Below are 14914 nucleotides of genomic sequence, written 5' to 3'. Positions count from 1 at the left end.
CTGACTCATACGGTGAACACCGGCACAGGATTGCACCAGCGATCCTTGTATTCACGGTCGGCGCGACCGAAGGAAAACCGCAGCGGCTTGTTCAGTGCTCGCGCGTGTTCCCAGGCGCTTTGAGTATTGAGGAAGCTCAACACGCTGCCGGGGCTGAATTCGCGGGTTTCGGGATCGACGCCGCCGTTGATGTACTCGACGCTGATCCACTCCGGCGCTTCGACGCGGTACACCAGTTGAATGGCGATCGGCGCATCGTTGAGAAAAATCACCGAGCCAATCAGCAGTTCGCGCAGCAGCTCGATGACTTCGGCCATGCGCGCCGCGCCGGTGGCCGGGAAGCCCCAGCGGCGCTGGAACAGATCACAGTAGATCGCCGCCAGTTCGGCACTGGAGAACTCGGCAACCGGACGCACCACGCCACCCGCCTCCTCCAGCAGGCGCAGTTCGCGGCGCTGGTTGTAGCGGAACTTCTTCGACAGTTCTTCGGGGGTGCGGGCCATGGCCAGTTGTTCGGTCTGCAACTTGAGGCCGCTGAAGCGGTTTTCGTTGAGAGCCGACAGATAGCGTGCACGATGGCGCAACGGTGCCTGGGCATCGACGGCGGCCGGCAGGATCAGCTCGGCATTGCCGAGGTCGAACAGGCCTTTCTTGCCGTTGCGCTTAAGCACGTCCTTGGACAGGGCCAGGTCGCGGCCCCAGGTCGGGATTGCCGCTTTGACTTCACCGTCCTGCTCCCACGCCAGATAGCGCACCGGGATGCCGGCCAGATAAGCCAGACGCTCGACTACCAAAGGATGCGTCGCGACGCTGCCGCCAAAACGCTGCCAGGCGCTGGCATAGGTGGAGGCGTCAACGGGCGACCAGCCACGTTCGCGCCAGCCTTGAAATCGGTTGAGCATCAGCCCCTCGGTGCCAGATCGGTAACTTGCGGCAGACGCCAGAAGGTGTCGCGCACCGCACGGTCGGAGAAACGCTCGCGCAGGCGGTCGAGCATCAGCTCGGCGCACTGCCGGCGCTGCTGATCATCCATACCGGCCAAATGTTGCAGGCCTTGTGCAAGGTGTTCGGCATCGCCCAGCGGGAACAGAATGCCCACGCCTTCCACCACTTCCTTCGCCCCGCCACAGGCCGTGGCGAGCAACGGTACGCCGGCGGCCATGGCCTCCAGCAGCACCATGCCGAACGGTTCGTGATCGGAGCTCAGGGCAAACAGATCGAAGGCGCGGAAGTAATTGCGCGCGTCCGGTACCTGACCGAGAAACAGCACCCGGTCACCGATGCCCAGCTCGCGCGCCAGCTCCTTGAGGTTCTGTTCCAGACGGCCCTTGCCGAGAATCACCAGCTGACTGTTGCCCGGCAGACCGGGCAACGCCGCGGCGAAACCGTGTAGCAACGTGGCCTGATCCTTGTCCGGGTGCAGCCGTCCGACGTTGCCGACAATGAACGCATCCGCCGCCAGACCCAGGGTCTCGCGGGCTTCGCGGGCCGACACCTGGCTGGCCTGCAAGGCCGGCACATCGATGCGGTTGTACAAGGTCTGGATGCGGGTCGACGGCCATTTCGGCAGGCAGCGCCGCATGTCGTCGCGCACGGCATCGGAGACGCCGAGCAGACTCAAACGCTTGCGGAAAATGTGCGCGAACAGCTTGCGCGTGCCACGTTTGTAATCGTCAAACGCGTGGTGCACGCCAATCACCGGCAGCGACGTGCCGAGCAAGGCGATGTAGATCGGCTTGAAGCGATGGGCGATGCAGAAACTGAAATTGCGTGAAGCGGCGATCTTGCGCAGATCACCGATGGCGCCCAGCTTCAGGCCACGAATGGCCTTGGAGCTGTATTCCATGAACAACACTTCATCGGAAGCACACGCTGCAGCCACCTCGCTATCGGCGGCCCCGGTCAGAAAGACCGTGGTCACCCGATAACCGGTGCCCGCGAACAGGCTGGCGTACTGCCGTGCGCAGTCGAGGAACGGCCCGTCATAGCCGTGACAGAACTGCAGCACATGGCGTTCAGCCGAGCGAGTCATAAGCGTTTGCGCCCTCTTTGACCACCAGAATGTCTTCCATGATCAGGTACTGCAGATCGGAGCCGAAGAACATGTTCAGGGCGTCGGTCGGCGAGCAGATCATCGGTTCACCACGACGGTTCAGCGAGGTGTTCAGCGACACGCCGTTGCCGGTGAGGTTTTCCAGTGCCTTCATCATGTCGTAGTAGCGCGGGTTGTATTCGCGCTTCAGGACCTGGGCCCGGGAAGTGCCGTCTTCGTGAACGACTTCCGGCACGCGGGTCTTCCACTCCTCCGCCACTTCGAAGGTGAAGGTCATGAACGGCGCCGGGTGATCGATCTTGATCATCTGCGGTGCCACGGTGTCGAGCATCGACGGGCAGAAAGGCCTCCAGCGCTCGCGGAACTTGATCTGGTGGTTGATGCGGTCAGCCACACCGGCCACGCTCGGGCAACCGATGATCGAACGACCACCGAGCGCACGCGGACCGAATTCCATGCGGCCCTGGAACCAGGCCACCGGGTTGCCATCGACCATGATTTTGGCGATCTGCTCCGGCATGTTGTCGAGCTTGCGCCAGGTCGGCTTGTTCTCGTGACGGGCGCACGCGGCGATCACGTCTTCGTTGCTGTACGACGGGCCGAGGTAGACGTGTTCCATCTTCTCGACCGGCACGCCACGGGCGTGGGACACATAGGCTGCTGCGCCGACCGCGGTGCCGGCATCGCCGGACGCAGGCTGGACGAACAGTTCCTTGATGTCATCGCGGGCGATGATTTTCTGGTTCAGCTTGACGTTCAGCGCGCAGCCACCGGCGAAGGCCAGCTTGCCGGTTTCCTTGAGCACATCGCCCAGGTAGTAATCGATCATCTGCAACGCCAGTTTCTCGAACAGCGCTTGCATGCTGGCGGCGTAGTGGATGTACGGTTCGTCGGCGATATCGCCTTCACGCTTCGGACCCAGCCACTCGATCAGCTTCGGCGAGAAGTAGAAGCCTTTGCCCTTCTCTTTGTAGCGACGCAGGCCGATCACGTTGGCGTAGTCGGTGTTGATCACCAGTTCGCCGTTCTCGAACGAGGCCAGACGCGAGAAGTCATATTTGCTGGCGTCGCCGTACGGCGCCATGCCCATGACCTTGAACTCGCCGTCGAGCATCTCGAAACCGAGGAACTCGGTGATCGCGCCGTACAGGCCGCCGAGGGAGTCCGGATCGAAGAATTCCTTGATCTTGTGGATCTTGCCGTTTTCGCCATAACCGAAGAAGGTCGTGGCGTACTCGCCCTTGCCGTCGATGCCGAGGATCGCGGTTTTCTCTTTGAAACCCGAGCAGTGGTAGGCGCTGGAGGCGTGAGCGAGGTGGTGCTCGACCGGCTCGATCTTGATCTTCTTCGGATCAAAACCCAGTTGCTCCAGGCACCAGACGATCTTGTTGCGATAGCGCTTGTAGCGACGGTTGCCCATCAGGATCGCATCGAGGGCGCGATCCGGTGCGTACCAGTAACGCTTGGCATAGTGCCAGCGGGCCTTGCCGAACAGGCTGATCGGGGCGAACGGAATCGCCACCACGTCAACGTCGGACGGCTTGATACCGGCCTGTTCCAGGCAGAACTTCGCCGATTCGTAGGGCATGCGGTTCTTTGCATGCTTATCGCGGACGAAGCGCTCTTCTTCAGCCGCCGCCACCAGCTTGCCGTCGATGTACAAGGCGGCTGAAGGGTCATGGCTAAGGGCGCCGGACAGGCCAAGAATCGTCAATGCCACAGGGTCTAGCCTCTTTAGTCTGCATTCAGGCGCGATGCGCCTCGAAAATTGATGTGCCCTCGCACCGGGCGAGAGACAGCTAAAGGGCGGGATTATAGCGTAAACGTGGCGGGAATGACCCTGTGCGAATTGCCCCAGGTGAATCGGCCCGGTGAAACCTTGCTTTCACACTCAATAACCGCCCGCGCGCCAATAGATGCCGATATTGCCATCCACGACCTGTTGATAAATCGTATACGGCAACACCACCGTATCCAGCACCCCGGACAATGGCAGGTCCAGCAACACGAATGGCACCAGGACGCCGGAGGGGTCAGGGGGCGCGTGGAGCACACAGAAGTCGAACGCCAGACCGCTGTAGATCCGTGGAATCGATTGGCAGTAGGTTTTCTGTTTGCGCATGTCGCGGGCGACGTCAGCGTCCATTTGCAGGACCGAGGCGGCGGTGCCGCAGCCGGATAAAAGCCATGCGCAGGTGCTGAGTGTTAAAGCGTTTTTGATGGTCAAGTCTTGCCCTCCGAAGTGGTCAGGGCAAGCTAGCATCGGGGCTGGAGCGGGCACAGTTCATGGCTTCTGGAGAAGCTGTAGGACAAGTCAGTGCAGTTTGTCCGCTATTGCTCAACGGGAGTTTTTTGGGGCTTTAAAGCCCTGTTGCGAGCAGGCTCGCTCCTACAGGGGAATGCTATCCCATGTGGGAGCCAGCCTGCTGGCGAAGGCGGTTCAGGCCGCGCTGGAGATGTCCTTGGGCAACCGCTGATCGATCACCTGATACAGCGCGCTGCTCTCGGGCCAGTTGCGCATGAACCGTGCCCGATCCCGCGCATAGGCCGCTGCGAAACTTCCGACAGAGCTGTGCTGACACATCGAATCCAGGTCGATCAGTGCCCAGCGATCTTCCTGCCAGAACAGATTATGCCCCTTGAAGTCGCCATGACTGATGCGCTCGGCAATCAACCGTGCGAACAGTTGATCCAGCGCCTGCAACTCGGACTCCGGCGCCGCACCGCTTTCCACATATGGCGCAAAGCGCTCGATGATGTCCGGCCCTGGCAGGAACTCGGTCACCAGATAGGCGCGGCTGCGCAGCCACAAAAAGCGCTTTTCCAGCACTGCCAGCGGTTTCGGCGTAGCGATGCCAAGGAATGCCAGACGATTACCTTCACGCCAAGAGTGCCACGCGCGGCTCGGACGCCAGAAACGCTTGAGCCAGTGCGCGAAGCCTTTGATGTTGTAGCGCTTGATCACCAGTGTACGCCCGGCCACTTCGACCTTGCCGACGCTCGCCGCGCCGCCGGTCTTGTACAGATGGCCCTGATCGAGCAGTGCATCGGCCTGATCCAGCACCGGCAGCATCGCCGCTTCTTCCTCGCGACGGATCGCCCGCAGACCGAACGCACCGCGCTGCACACTGAACAACGTGCACTCGCGGCCCACCTTGATCAGGTAATCCTTCAGGCGCCAGGCGCGCACCTTGGCGATCTGCTTCTGCAAGGCTTCCAGCGGCAACGCGTGTTCGCTGTTGCTCAGCAGGTAATACACCAGCAATTCTTCGGTGAACGGCTCAAGAGACTTGGGCAACTGGGCGAAAAACACCCCGAGGTTTTCCAGCACTTTCTGCCGTGACAACGGCTGGCCAGCGGTCTCGGCACAAATCCCGGCACCGTCGATCAGGTACAGCTGACCGCCCTGGCGCAGCAGGTTGTCCAGGTGCAGATCTTCCTGCCACAGGCCTTTGCCATGCAGTTGACCGATCGCGCCCAGCGCCTCGGCGAGTACCGCCGATTGCTCGTCCGCCAGCACTGGCAGCGATTCGACTTTCTGCCAGGCCTCACCGAGGCTTTCAGCACCTTCGAGGAACTCGAACAGCAGCCAGCCGCCCTCGCCATCCGTCAGGCCATCAGCCAACAACAGCGGCGTGGTCAGACCTTGTTCGGCGAGCAACTTGACGCCCGCCAGTTCGCGCTGAAAATGCCGCGCAGCTTTGCTGCCCACCAGTAATTTGGCCAGCACCGGCCGGCCGCGCCACACCCCTGCACCGACATAGCGCTGCCCCGGCAACACCCGCAGCAGACTCAGCAGTTGCAGATCCGCTGGGCCTGCCGCATCGGCAAGCGAAATCGTCAGCGGCAGACTCGGCGCACGTCCGGCGTTTTTCAGTTCTGACAAGCGCATCAACGGGTCTCCTTGCGACTGCGCCGTGCAGTCAGGCGCGTCACCCAGGTGTCGACCAGCGAACTGTTGACTGGCTGATCGAGATAGGCCGCGAGCAACTCGCGCAATTGCGCTTCGCTCCATTCCGGCGCACGACGCAGCAGCGGCTCCAGATCCTTGACCCGGTCGCGCATGCCGAACAGCAGGGGTCGGGTCTTTTCCAGGTCGATCAACTGCGCCTTATACGCGTCGCCATCAGCCTGCAAAAAGATGTGTTTCGGATAAAAGCAGCCGTGTACCTGACGCACGCCGTGCAGCTGGCGCGCCAGTTGTCCACAGGCCTGGAGAATGGCCGATTGCTGCGCGGCGGTCAGGTCGGACCAGCGTTGCAACAGCGAATCAAGATCGTCCCAGCCGTCGAGGGCACGGGTCAGCAGGATCGCCTGGACATCGCCCTTGACCTTGCGCTCACCGAAGAACGCCGCTTGCAGCGCCGGGATCCCTAACTTGTTGTAGCGGCTGATATTGCGAAACTCGCGGGCGAAACTCGGCTCGCCGAACGGCGCATGCAGGGTGCGGGTCAGGTAGTTGCTCTGGCGCTTGAGGTAGTAGGCCTGCCCTTCCAGCTCCAGGCGAAACACGCTGCTCCAGCCACCGCCATCGGTGTTCGGTTCGTCCACGGCTTCGAGCTGTTTGGCCCAGAGCGCGTCGAAAGTGCCGAGGCCATGACGCTCAAGCAGCGCCCGGTCTTCAGCGGCCAGGAAATCAGTCATTCGCGTCCCTCGAAAAATCTCACCACGTGGCGAATCCGTTTCTTGTCGGCGGCATTCAGCCGATCACGTCCGCGGTATTGCAGGTAGAAGCGCAGGCGCTGGGTGTTCGACAGGTGATACTTGGCCACCTTGTCGAGACAGGCCAGATCCTTGGTGATCCGGTATTTGAGCCAGAAGCCGCGCCAGAAATCGCCGTTCGGGCAGTCGATCAGAAACAGCTGCGCCTGATCGTCGATCAGCAGGTTGCGCCATTTCAGATCGTTATGGGTAAAGCGGTGGTCGTGCATGGTTCGGGTGTAGCCGGCCAGTTGGCGGCTGATGCCATCGACCCACAGACGATCCTTGAGTTTCGGATCGTTGCGTTCAGCCAGCGCCGAGAGGTCTTCGGTGCGCGGCAGCTCGCGGGTGATCATGGCGCCACGGGCATAGGCCGCGCCACGTCGCTCCAGACCCCAGGCCACCACTTCGGCGGTGGGAATACCCCACTTGGCGAAGCGCTTGAGGTTCTGCCACTCCATCTTCACCCGTGGCTTACCCAGGTAACGGCGCAAGCCTTTACCGGCGCCGACGTAGCGTTTGACGTAGTAATTCACGCCGTTGCGCTGCACGCGGATGACTTCGGACAGCGGATCACGGGTCAGACGTTCGCCCTGCAGGGCAAACACCGCTTCGAGGCTGCCGAAATCTTCGGCCAGTTCGCTGTATTGCGGTTCAAGCGTCCAACCCGCCATCAGAGCGCATCCCCGTAACGCTGCTTGCGCGCATAAAGCTTGTTGGCCTTGCCTTCGAGCCAGCTCAGCAACGGCGCTTCTTCGGCGAGGATCTGCCGTAGCGGCTGCTGAAAGTAGCCCTTGAGGAAACGCAGCTTGTCGCGTCGGGTCAGGCCGATGTCCAGCGCCGAGAAATACAGCGCGGCCAGATCCTTGTTGCGCCAGCGTTGAGTAATTCTTGGACGGGTCTGGGCGCGGTGCAGGTCGATCACCGAGAGTTTGAAATCGTCCGGGGTGATCGGCTTGTCGGTGTGCAACAGAAAGTGGCAGATGTAACAGTCGCGATGGTTGACCCCGGCGCGGTGCATCATGCCGGTCATGCGCGCGACTTCAGCGATCAGCGCGCGCTTGAGTTTCGGCTGCGGCGGGTTCTTGACCCAATCGATGCTGAAGTCTTCAAGGCTGATGGTCGGCGCCAGCTCTTCGGTGACGATGAACGAATGCTGATCCGCCGGGTTGCTGCCCTTCTCGCCGTAAGCCACGGCGGTCATGGTCGGCACGCCGACTTCCTGCAGACGCTGGATCGCCTTCCACTCCTGACCCGCGCCGAGCACCGGCAGCTTGGCGGTCAGCAGGTTCTTGAAGATCTCGCCCCAGCCGATGCCCCGGTGGATCTTGACGAAAAATCCGTTGCCGTCGACTTCCGTGCGCAGAGTCCGTCGAGCTTCCAGCTCGCGGTAGACCTCGCCCTGCAAGCCTTCGACTTCGGCGAACGGGTCGCGCCCGGCCCAAAGGCTCTTGAACGGTTCAGCCAGCATCAACTTCATTTAAGCGTGCTCCGCCAGAATCACATCGGCCGCGTGCTGCGGCATGCTGTAGAGGTCGGCCGTCTCGGCGAAAGCCAGACCATTGCGGCTCCAGGCCGCGCGTGCAGCGTCGTCATTCAACATGTCAGTCAGGTATTGCGCCAGTTGCGCCTGATCGAACGGTTCGTCCAGCACTCGCCCGGCGTCCGCCTCGGCAATGTAATGGGCGTAACCGCAGACCGCGCTGACCAGCACCGGCAACCCGGCGACCAGCGCTTCGAGCAATACGGTGCCGGTGTTTTCGTTGTACGCCGGGTGGATCAACAGGTCGGCGCCAAGCAGGAAGCGCGGAATATCGCTGCGCCCCTTGAGGAAGGTCACGTTGTCGCCCAGGCCCAAAGTCGCACTCTGCATCTGGAACAATTTGGGGTCATCCTGGCCGATTACAAACAGCCGGGTGCGTTTCTTCAGCTCGGCGGGCAATGCGGCCAGCGCCTTGAGGCTGCGATCGACGCCCTTGGTCTTGAACCCGGAGCCGATCTGCACCAGCAGCAGTTCATCGTCCTTGAGGCTGAATTCGGCGCGGAAACCGGCGCGAATCTGGTCGGCATCCGCCGGCCGGCGACGATCCTGGGCGATACCCGGCGGCAGCAGGTGGAAGCGCTCCAATGGCGTGTCGTAATGCTTGATGAACAGCGGCTGCTGCACTTCGGAAATCATCAGCACTTCGGTTTTCGCGTCTTTGGCGAACACCGCGCGCTCGTACTCGGCGAAGTGGCGGTAGCGGCCCCAGCGGCGGTACAGCGAATGGCGCAGGTTCTGCGCCTTGTCTTCGAAGCAGCCGTCGGCGGCGTAGTAGACGTCCAGCCCCGGCATCTTGTTGAAGCCGATCAAGCGGTCCACCGGACGCTTGGCCAGATCCGCTTCCATCCACGCCGTGAGTTTTTCGTTGCGCCGATGATTGAAGAACGCCTTGACCGGCGCCACCAGCACTTCGAAACCGGGCGGCACGTCGCCTTCCCAGATCAGCGTATAGACACGGATCTGATGGCCGCGCTTCTGGCATTCGAGGGCGATGCGCATGAAGTCGCGCTGCAAGCCACCGAACGGGAAATATTTGTACAGAACAAAAGCCAATTGCATCAGCGCAGCTCCTCAGCCATTAACAACGTGCTCAGACGGCTGGCGACACGCTCGGGATTCACACGCGTGAAGCACAGGGGCTGCTCGCGTTTCAGGTCAAACTGGCGGGCATCCTGCGCGGTCGGTTGGTAAGTGCATTTCTTTTGCAGGCAAGGGGCGCAGGGGAAATCACTGGCCATGTGAATCTGCACCTTGCCGTAGGCGCCGGTCAGGCCCGGGTTGGTCGGGCCGAACAGGGAAATCGTCGGCACGTCCAGCGCGGCCGCCAGATGGCCGAGGCCGGTGTCCACCGCGACGCAGGCCTGGGCGCCGGCCAGCACTTTGCCGACCCCGGCCAGATTCAGCTTCGGCAGCACTTCGGCGTGTTTGAAACCGGCGGCAATCCGTTCGGCACGGGCCTTCTCCAGCGGGTTGCCCCACGGCAGTTTGACCCCGACGCCCAGATAGCCGACCCGCTCGGTCAGCTCGCGCCAGTAGGCTTCCGGCCAGTGTTTGGTGTCCCACGTGGTGCCGTGCAGGAACACCACGAAGGCGCTCTTGCGCGGCAATTCCACCAGACGCTCGACGTTGAGGCCGTAGTCGCCCAACCCTTTGGGCAGGTCATAACCAAGGGCGATGGCGAACAACTGACGCACCCGTTCGACGGCGTGTTGCCCACGGGCCACCGCCAGTTTGCGGTCGTAGAAACGTGCAGCGATCGGCTCGCGCGCCGAGCCTTTGTCGAGACCGGCCACCGGGGCTTTGACGTAGCGGGTCAGCCAGGCGCTTTTCAGCAGGCCCTGAGCGTCGATCACCAGATCGTATTGGCTGGCGCGCACGCTTTGCTTGAAGCGCTTCCACTCGCCGCTCTTGATCGTCTGCCAGAGGTTCTTGCGCCAGCGGCGGATCGCCACCGGAATCACCTTGCCGACGGCCGGGTGCCAGGTCGGGATCTCGGCGAAGCCTTCTTCCACCACCCAGTCGAACTTGATCCCGGGGATGGCCCGGGCCGCGTCGGTCAGCGCCGGCAACGCGTGAATCACGTCGCCCAGCGATGAAGTCTTGATCAGCAATACCCGCAACTTAATGAACCTCGACCACGGAGCCCTGCAGTTTCTGCAAGGCATCGTTGACCGCGTCCGGCATCAGCTGGCGCAGGCAGTTGTAATGGCCGAACCGGCAGGTACGGTCGAAGCACGGGCTGCAATCGAGTCCCAAACGAACGATTTCGACGTGCTCGGCCAGCGGCGGGGTGAACCCCGGTGACGTAGAGCCGTAGACCGCCACCAGCGGACGGTTCAGCGCCGCCGCAACGTGCATCAGGCCGGAGTCGTTGGACACCACCGAGTCTGCGCAGGACAGCAGGTCGATGGCCTCGGCCAGCGAGGTACCGCCGCTGAGGTTGACTGATTCCTCACGCAGGCCGGGAATCAGCCGCGCGCGAATGTCTTCGCCTACCGCGTGGTCGTTTTTCGAGCCGAACAGCCACACCTGCCAGCCTTCGCGAATCCGCGCTTCGGCAACCTTGGCGTAATGCTCGGACGGCCAGCGCTTGGATTCGCCGAACTCGGCGCCGGGGCACAGGGCCAACACCGGACGGTCCAGAGTCAGGCCGAACTTGGCCAGCGCCGCTTCGCGGGTCACCGGATCGATTTGCAGGCTCGGACGCGGATAAGGCTTCGGCAGCTCGGCGTTCGGCTCGTAAGCCAGCGCCATGAAGCGCTCGATCATCAGCGGATAACGTTCTTTATCCAGCGTGCGCACGTCATTGAGCAGGCCGTAGCGGAATTCGCCACGCCAGCCGGTGCGTTGTTTGATGCCGGCGAAGAATGGCACCAGCGCCGACTTCAGCGAATTCGGCAGCAGGATCGCCTGATCGTACTGGCCGGCCAGGGACTTGCCGATTCGCCGACGCGTCGCCAGTTCCAGAGCGCCATGGCCGAGCGGAAAGCTCAAGGCCTTGCGTACCTCGGGCATGCGCTCAAGGATCGGCCGGCTCCACTCGGGGGCCAGCACGTCGATTTCGCATTGCGGGTGGCGCTGCTTGAGACACTGAAACAGTGTCTGCGCCATCACCATGTCACCGACCCAACTGGGCCCAACGATCAGAATATTCATGTGGTTTCCATAAACGAACCGGGGAGGCATTTACGCCTCCCCGCCTCGAGAATTCTACAAACACTGTAGATCTGCTGTGGAAGCGCGCTTGCTCGCGAAAGGGTCTTCACATCCAACATTATTGTCGTCTGATACTCCGCTATCGCGAGCAGGCTCGCTCCCACAGGGTTTTGCATCCGGCCCTTAATCTGCAATCAACGCAGATCCGATGTGGGAGCGGGCTTGCTCGCGAAGGGGCCGTCACATCCTGCATCGATGGTGACTGACACTGCGCTTTCGCGAGCAAGCCCGCTCCCACAAGGTACTCGGTGCTTCAAATATCCGGTTTCAGCTTAACCCCATCTCTTTCCATATCCGCAAAACCTGCCGCCGTTCTTCGGCAAACTGATCGCCCGATATCACCCCGGCGTCCTTCTGCAAGGCTTGTCGGTGGGCGGCGGAGCGGTAGGCTTTATAGGCCTCACGCAGCAGGCTGGCATCTTCGGCAGGCATCAGCCCTTCGTGTTCCAGCTCTTCCAGAATGCGAATGTTATCGGTCCAGCGCAGCAATGGCGGGTGGCTGTGCGACCACGCCAGGGCCGCGTATTGCACCATAAATTCAATATCGACGATACCTCCGGCGTCCTGCTTGAGGTCGAACGGCGCCGTGGCTTCGAAGGCATTTGCCGCGGTACCGGCCGCCGTGCTCTTGCTGCCGAGGTTATCGCGCATCTTGGCACGCATCTCGCTGACTTCCTGCTGCAGCTTGGCCAGATCCCGCGGCTTGCCCAAAACCTGCGCGCGGACTTTCTCGAAGGCCTGGCCGACATCCTGACTGCCGACCAGCACCCGCGCCCGCACCAGGGCCTGATGTTCCCAGGTCCAGGCTTCATTTTCCTGATAGCGCTCAAACGCCCCGAGCGAACTGACCAACAGCCCCGACGCGCCGGACGGGCGCAAACGCATGTCCACTTCATACAGCTGGCCGGAGTTGGTCTGCGCCGTCAGCAAGTGAATGATCCGCTGCCCCAGCCGGGTGAAGAACTGTGCGCCATCGATCGGCTTCGGCCCGTCGGTTTCCGCCTGCGGATCACCGTCATGGATGAACACCAGGTCCAGGTCCGAACCATGCCCCAGTTCCAGCCCGCCGACTTTGCCATAACCGACAATGATGAAGCCGGGATCGCACAAACTGCCGTCAGTGCGCAGCGGCGTGCCGTACTTGGCCACCGTCTGACGCCAGGCCAGCGCCAGCACTTGCTCGAGAATCGCTTCGGCGAGCCAGGTCAGGTAATCACTGACTTTCATCAACGGCAGACTGCCGGCGATTTCCGAGGCGGCGACGCGCAAGCGGTGCGCCAGTTTGAAGTGACGCAGGGCTTCCATCTGCTGTTCGAGGTCATCTTCGGGGATCCGCGTCAGGCGCTCGCGCAATTCGGCGGCCAGTTCCGGGGCCAGTGGCGGCTTGAACAGCCGGCCTTCATTGAGCAACTCGTCGAGCAGCAACGGGAAACGGGTGATCTGTTCGGCAATCCACGGACTGGCCGCACACAGCGTCAGCAAACGCCGCAGGGCGCCGGGGTTTTCCGTCAGCAACACTAAATAAGCCGAACGTCGGGCCACGGCTTCGACCAGTGGCAGCACCCGTTCCAGCACCAGATCCGGGTTGTCATGCTCCACCGCCTGGGCCAGCAGACGCGGGATAAACGCATCGAGACGCTCGCGACCCAGCCGTTGCATCGCACGCAACTGCGGGCTGCCGCGCAAACCGGCCAGCGCCTTCAGGGCCTTGGTCGCATCAGCAAAGCCGCCCTCTTCGAGCTGTCGGCAAGCGGCCTCTTCATCCTGCTCCTCTTCCCACAGCGGCAACCATTCACCGCCCACTACCACTTCGCAGTCGGCGCCCTCTTCTTCATCGGGATCGGCGATCACCTGCGCAAAGTGCCAGGCCACCCGACCACGCCAGAACATCAGCTTTTCATGGAAGGCCTGCCAATCGGCGAAGCCCAGCATGAACGCGATACGCGCCTGATCCTGAGCGCCGTCCGGCAACATCTGGGTCTGGCGATCGGCAATCGCCTGAATCGCGTGCTCGGTGTAACGCAGGAATTCGTAACCTTCGCGCAGCTCGCTGATCACCGCCGGTGGCAGGTAGCCCTGGCCTTCCAGCGTGCTCAGCACCTTTAATAAAGGACGCTGTTGCAGGCTCAGGTCGCGCCCGCCGTGGATCAACTGAAAGGCCTGGGCAATGAACTCGACCTCGCGGATCCCGCCAGAGCCGAGCTTGATGTTGTCGGCCATGCCCTTGCGCCGCACTTCCTGCTGGATCAGCTGCTTCATGGTGCGCAGCGCTTCGATCGCCGAGAAGTCCAGGTAACGGCGGTAAACGAACGGGCGCAGCATGTCGAGCAACTGTGCGCCCGCCGCTTGATCACCGGCCACCACCCGCGCCTTGATCATCGCGTAGCGTTCCCAGTCGCGGCCCTGATCCTGGTAATACTGTTCCAGCGCATTGAAGCTCAGCACTAGCGCGCCGGATGAACCGTACGGACGCAGGCGCATGTCGACGCGGAACACGAAGCCGTCGACGGTCATCGGGTCGAGGGCTTTGATCAGGCGCTGACCGAGGCGAATGAAGAATTCCTGATTATCCAGCGCGCGTTTCACGCCGACGGTTTCACCGCCCTCGGGGTAGGCGAAGATCAGGTCGATGTCCGACGACAGGTTCAACTCGACCGCACCGAGCTTGCCCATGCCGAGGATGACCATCTGCTGCGGCAAGCCGCTGCGCCGGCCGGTCGGCGTGCCGAACTGCTGGCAATGGCGGCTGTACAGCCACCGGTAAGCCTGATCGATGGTGGCGTCGGCCATGTCGGAGAGGTCGCGGCAGGTCTGCACCAGATCGGCCTGGCGGTTGAGGTCACGCCAGATGATCCGCACTTGATGGCGGGCGCGCTGGCGGCGCAGGACGCGCCCGAGTTCGTCTTCGCTTTGCGCGGTGTTCACGGCGGCGGCAATCTGCGCGCACAATTCACCCGGTGCGAACGGCCGATCAAGTTCGCCGGACTGCACCAGTGACAACAACATCAAAGGGTCACGAACGCCCTGTTCAATGACGAAATCGCTGGCGGCACTGACGCGGGCGAATTGCGCCCAGCGTTCCGGGGTCCAGTTAGAGAAGCCGTGATCGTCTTCCAGCGCGGCGACGGCCGTACGGAACGACTGCTCGGATCGAGTGACCAACGGCAGGAGAATGGCGGGGAGTTCAGCGAGCACGGGCAGGGTCATGGTCTATCCTTGATCGGCGTGTAAATGGCCGCTTGTAGTGTTTGATGAAAACCCGCTACGCGAAGGACTGTCGAACAAAAGTTAGAAATAGCTGAAATTTCTTCTTTTTTGGCATCCAGCATCAAACTTTCACCTTTTTCGGATGGTAATCGACCAACCTTAACGATTATTCTCACAACGCAGTCGGAGGCCAC

The 14914-nt window shown here is 62.0% G+C and carries 13 protein-coding genes; all 13 read right to left on the bottom strand.

All coding sequences use genetic code 11. The features are described from left to right. Window positions 1–5: 5 nt before the first annotated feature. A complete protein-coding gene (locus AC3WMV_RS05105; protein ID WP_103368218.1) occupies window positions 6–902 on the bottom strand; it encodes an antimicrobial resistance protein Mig-14 in 897 nt (298 codons plus the stop codon). Next, window positions 902–2032: a glycosyltransferase gene (locus AC3WMV_RS05100; RefSeq protein ID WP_103368217.1), complete on the bottom strand. Its 1131-nt coding sequence runs from the start codon at window positions 2030–2032 to the stop codon at window positions 902–904. Before AC3WMV_RS05100 ends, AC3WMV_RS05105 begins: the two co-directional genes overlap by 1 nt. Further along, entirely contained in the window at window positions 2016–3773 is a 1758-nt protein-coding gene (locus tag AC3WMV_RS05095; RefSeq protein WP_007967355.1) for a carbamoyltransferase family protein, read from the bottom strand. Before AC3WMV_RS05095 ends, AC3WMV_RS05100 begins: the two co-directional genes overlap by 17 nt. Before the next feature lie 171 nt (window positions 3774–3944). Continuing rightward, window positions 3945–4280 (bottom strand): YceK/YidQ family lipoprotein, encoded by a 336-nt coding sequence (locus AC3WMV_RS05090; RefSeq protein WP_027611371.1) that lies wholly within the window; start codon window positions 4278–4280, stop codon window positions 3945–3947. Window positions 4281–4493: 213 nt separating this feature from the next. After that, a complete protein-coding gene (locus AC3WMV_RS05085; protein WP_103368216.1) occupies window positions 4494–5945 on the bottom strand; it encodes a lipopolysaccharide kinase InaA family protein in 1452 nt (483 codons plus the stop codon). Further along, window positions 5945–6697, bottom strand: coding sequence for a lipopolysaccharide kinase InaA family protein (locus AC3WMV_RS05080; RefSeq protein ID WP_103368215.1), 753 nt, complete (start codon window positions 6695–6697; stop codon window positions 5945–5947). The genes AC3WMV_RS05085 and AC3WMV_RS05080 overlap by 1 nt, the downstream gene beginning before the upstream one ends. Further along, complete coding sequence (locus tag AC3WMV_RS05075) at window positions 6694–7428, bottom strand: lipopolysaccharide kinase InaA family protein (RefSeq protein ID WP_097087069.1); 735 nt, start codon at window positions 7426–7428, stop codon at window positions 6694–6696. Before AC3WMV_RS05075 ends, AC3WMV_RS05080 begins: the two co-directional genes overlap by 4 nt. After that, window positions 7428–8234 (bottom strand): lipopolysaccharide core heptose(I) kinase RfaP, encoded by an 807-nt coding sequence (gene rfaP, locus AC3WMV_RS05070; RefSeq protein ID WP_098966890.1) that lies wholly within the window; start codon window positions 8232–8234, stop codon window positions 7428–7430. The genes AC3WMV_RS05075 and rfaP overlap by 1 nt, the downstream gene beginning before the upstream one ends. Continuing rightward, complete coding sequence (locus AC3WMV_RS05065) at window positions 8235–9356, bottom strand: glycosyltransferase family 4 protein (protein ID WP_027611366.1); 1122 nt, start codon at window positions 9354–9356, stop codon at window positions 8235–8237. It lies immediately after the preceding gene. Further along, a complete protein-coding gene (waaC, locus tag AC3WMV_RS05060) occupies window positions 9356–10417 on the bottom strand; it encodes a lipopolysaccharide heptosyltransferase I (protein ID WP_027611365.1) in 1062 nt (353 codons plus the stop codon). The genes AC3WMV_RS05065 and waaC overlap by 1 nt, the downstream gene beginning before the upstream one ends. Window position 10418: 1 nt before the next feature. Further along, window positions 10419–11453 (bottom strand): lipopolysaccharide heptosyltransferase II, encoded by a 1035-nt coding sequence (gene waaF, locus AC3WMV_RS05055; protein ID WP_047290935.1) that lies wholly within the window; start codon window positions 11451–11453, stop codon window positions 10419–10421. A 327-nt stretch (window positions 11454–11780) separates the two neighbouring features. Continuing rightward, window positions 11781–14720, bottom strand: a complete 2940-nt coding sequence (gene glnE, locus AC3WMV_RS05050) for a bifunctional [glutamate--ammonia ligase]-adenylyl-L-tyrosine phosphorylase/[glutamate--ammonia-ligase] adenylyltransferase (protein WP_103368214.1) — start codon at window positions 14718–14720, stop codon at window positions 11781–11783. Next, window positions 14717–14842, bottom strand: coding sequence for a hypothetical protein (locus AC3WMV_RS05045; RefSeq protein ID WP_256584922.1), 126 nt, complete (start codon window positions 14840–14842; stop codon window positions 14717–14719). Before AC3WMV_RS05045 ends, glnE begins: the two co-directional genes overlap by 4 nt. Window positions 14843–14914 lie beyond the last annotated feature (72 nt).

It is taken from the genome of Pseudomonas sp. FW305-3-2-15-E-TSA4 (assembly GCF_058787295.1).
This window is presented reverse-complemented; position numbering and strand designations above follow the sequence as displayed.

Coding starts and splice junctions, on each gene's coding strand:
- AC3WMV_RS05105 (WP_103368218.1), bottom strand. CDS start 902: ATGCTCAACCGATTTCAAGGCTGGCGCGAACGTGGCTGGTCGCCCGTT.
- AC3WMV_RS05100 (WP_103368217.1), bottom strand. CDS start 2,032: ATGACTCGCTCGGCTGAACGCCATGTGCTGCAGTTCTGTCACGGCTAT.
- AC3WMV_RS05085 (WP_103368216.1), bottom strand. CDS start 5,945: ATGCGCTTGTCAGAACTGAAAAACGCCGGACGTGCGCCGAGTCTGCCG.
- AC3WMV_RS05080 (WP_103368215.1), bottom strand. CDS start 6,697: ATGACTGATTTCCTGGCCGCTGAAGACCGGGCGCTGCTTGAGCGTCAT.
- AC3WMV_RS05075 (WP_097087069.1), bottom strand. CDS start 7,428: ATGGCGGGTTGGACGCTTGAACCGCAATACAGCGAACTGGCCGAAGAT.
- rfaP (WP_098966890.1), bottom strand. CDS start 8,234: ATGAAGTTGATGCTGGCTGAACCGTTCAAGAGCCTTTGGGCCGGGCGC.
- AC3WMV_RS05065 (WP_027611366.1), bottom strand. CDS start 9,356: ATGCAATTGGCTTTTGTTCTGTACAAATATTTCCCGTTCGGTGGCTTG.
- waaF (WP_047290935.1), bottom strand. CDS start 11,453: ATGAATATTCTGATCGTTGGGCCCAGTTGGGTCGGTGACATGGTGATG.
- glnE (WP_103368214.1), bottom strand. CDS start 14,720: ATGACCCTGCCCGTGCTCGCTGAACTCCCCGCCATTCTCCTGCCGTTG.
- AC3WMV_RS05045 (WP_256584922.1), bottom strand. CDS start 14,842: ATGCTGGATGCCAAAAAAGAAGAAATTTCAGCTATTTCTAACTTTTGT.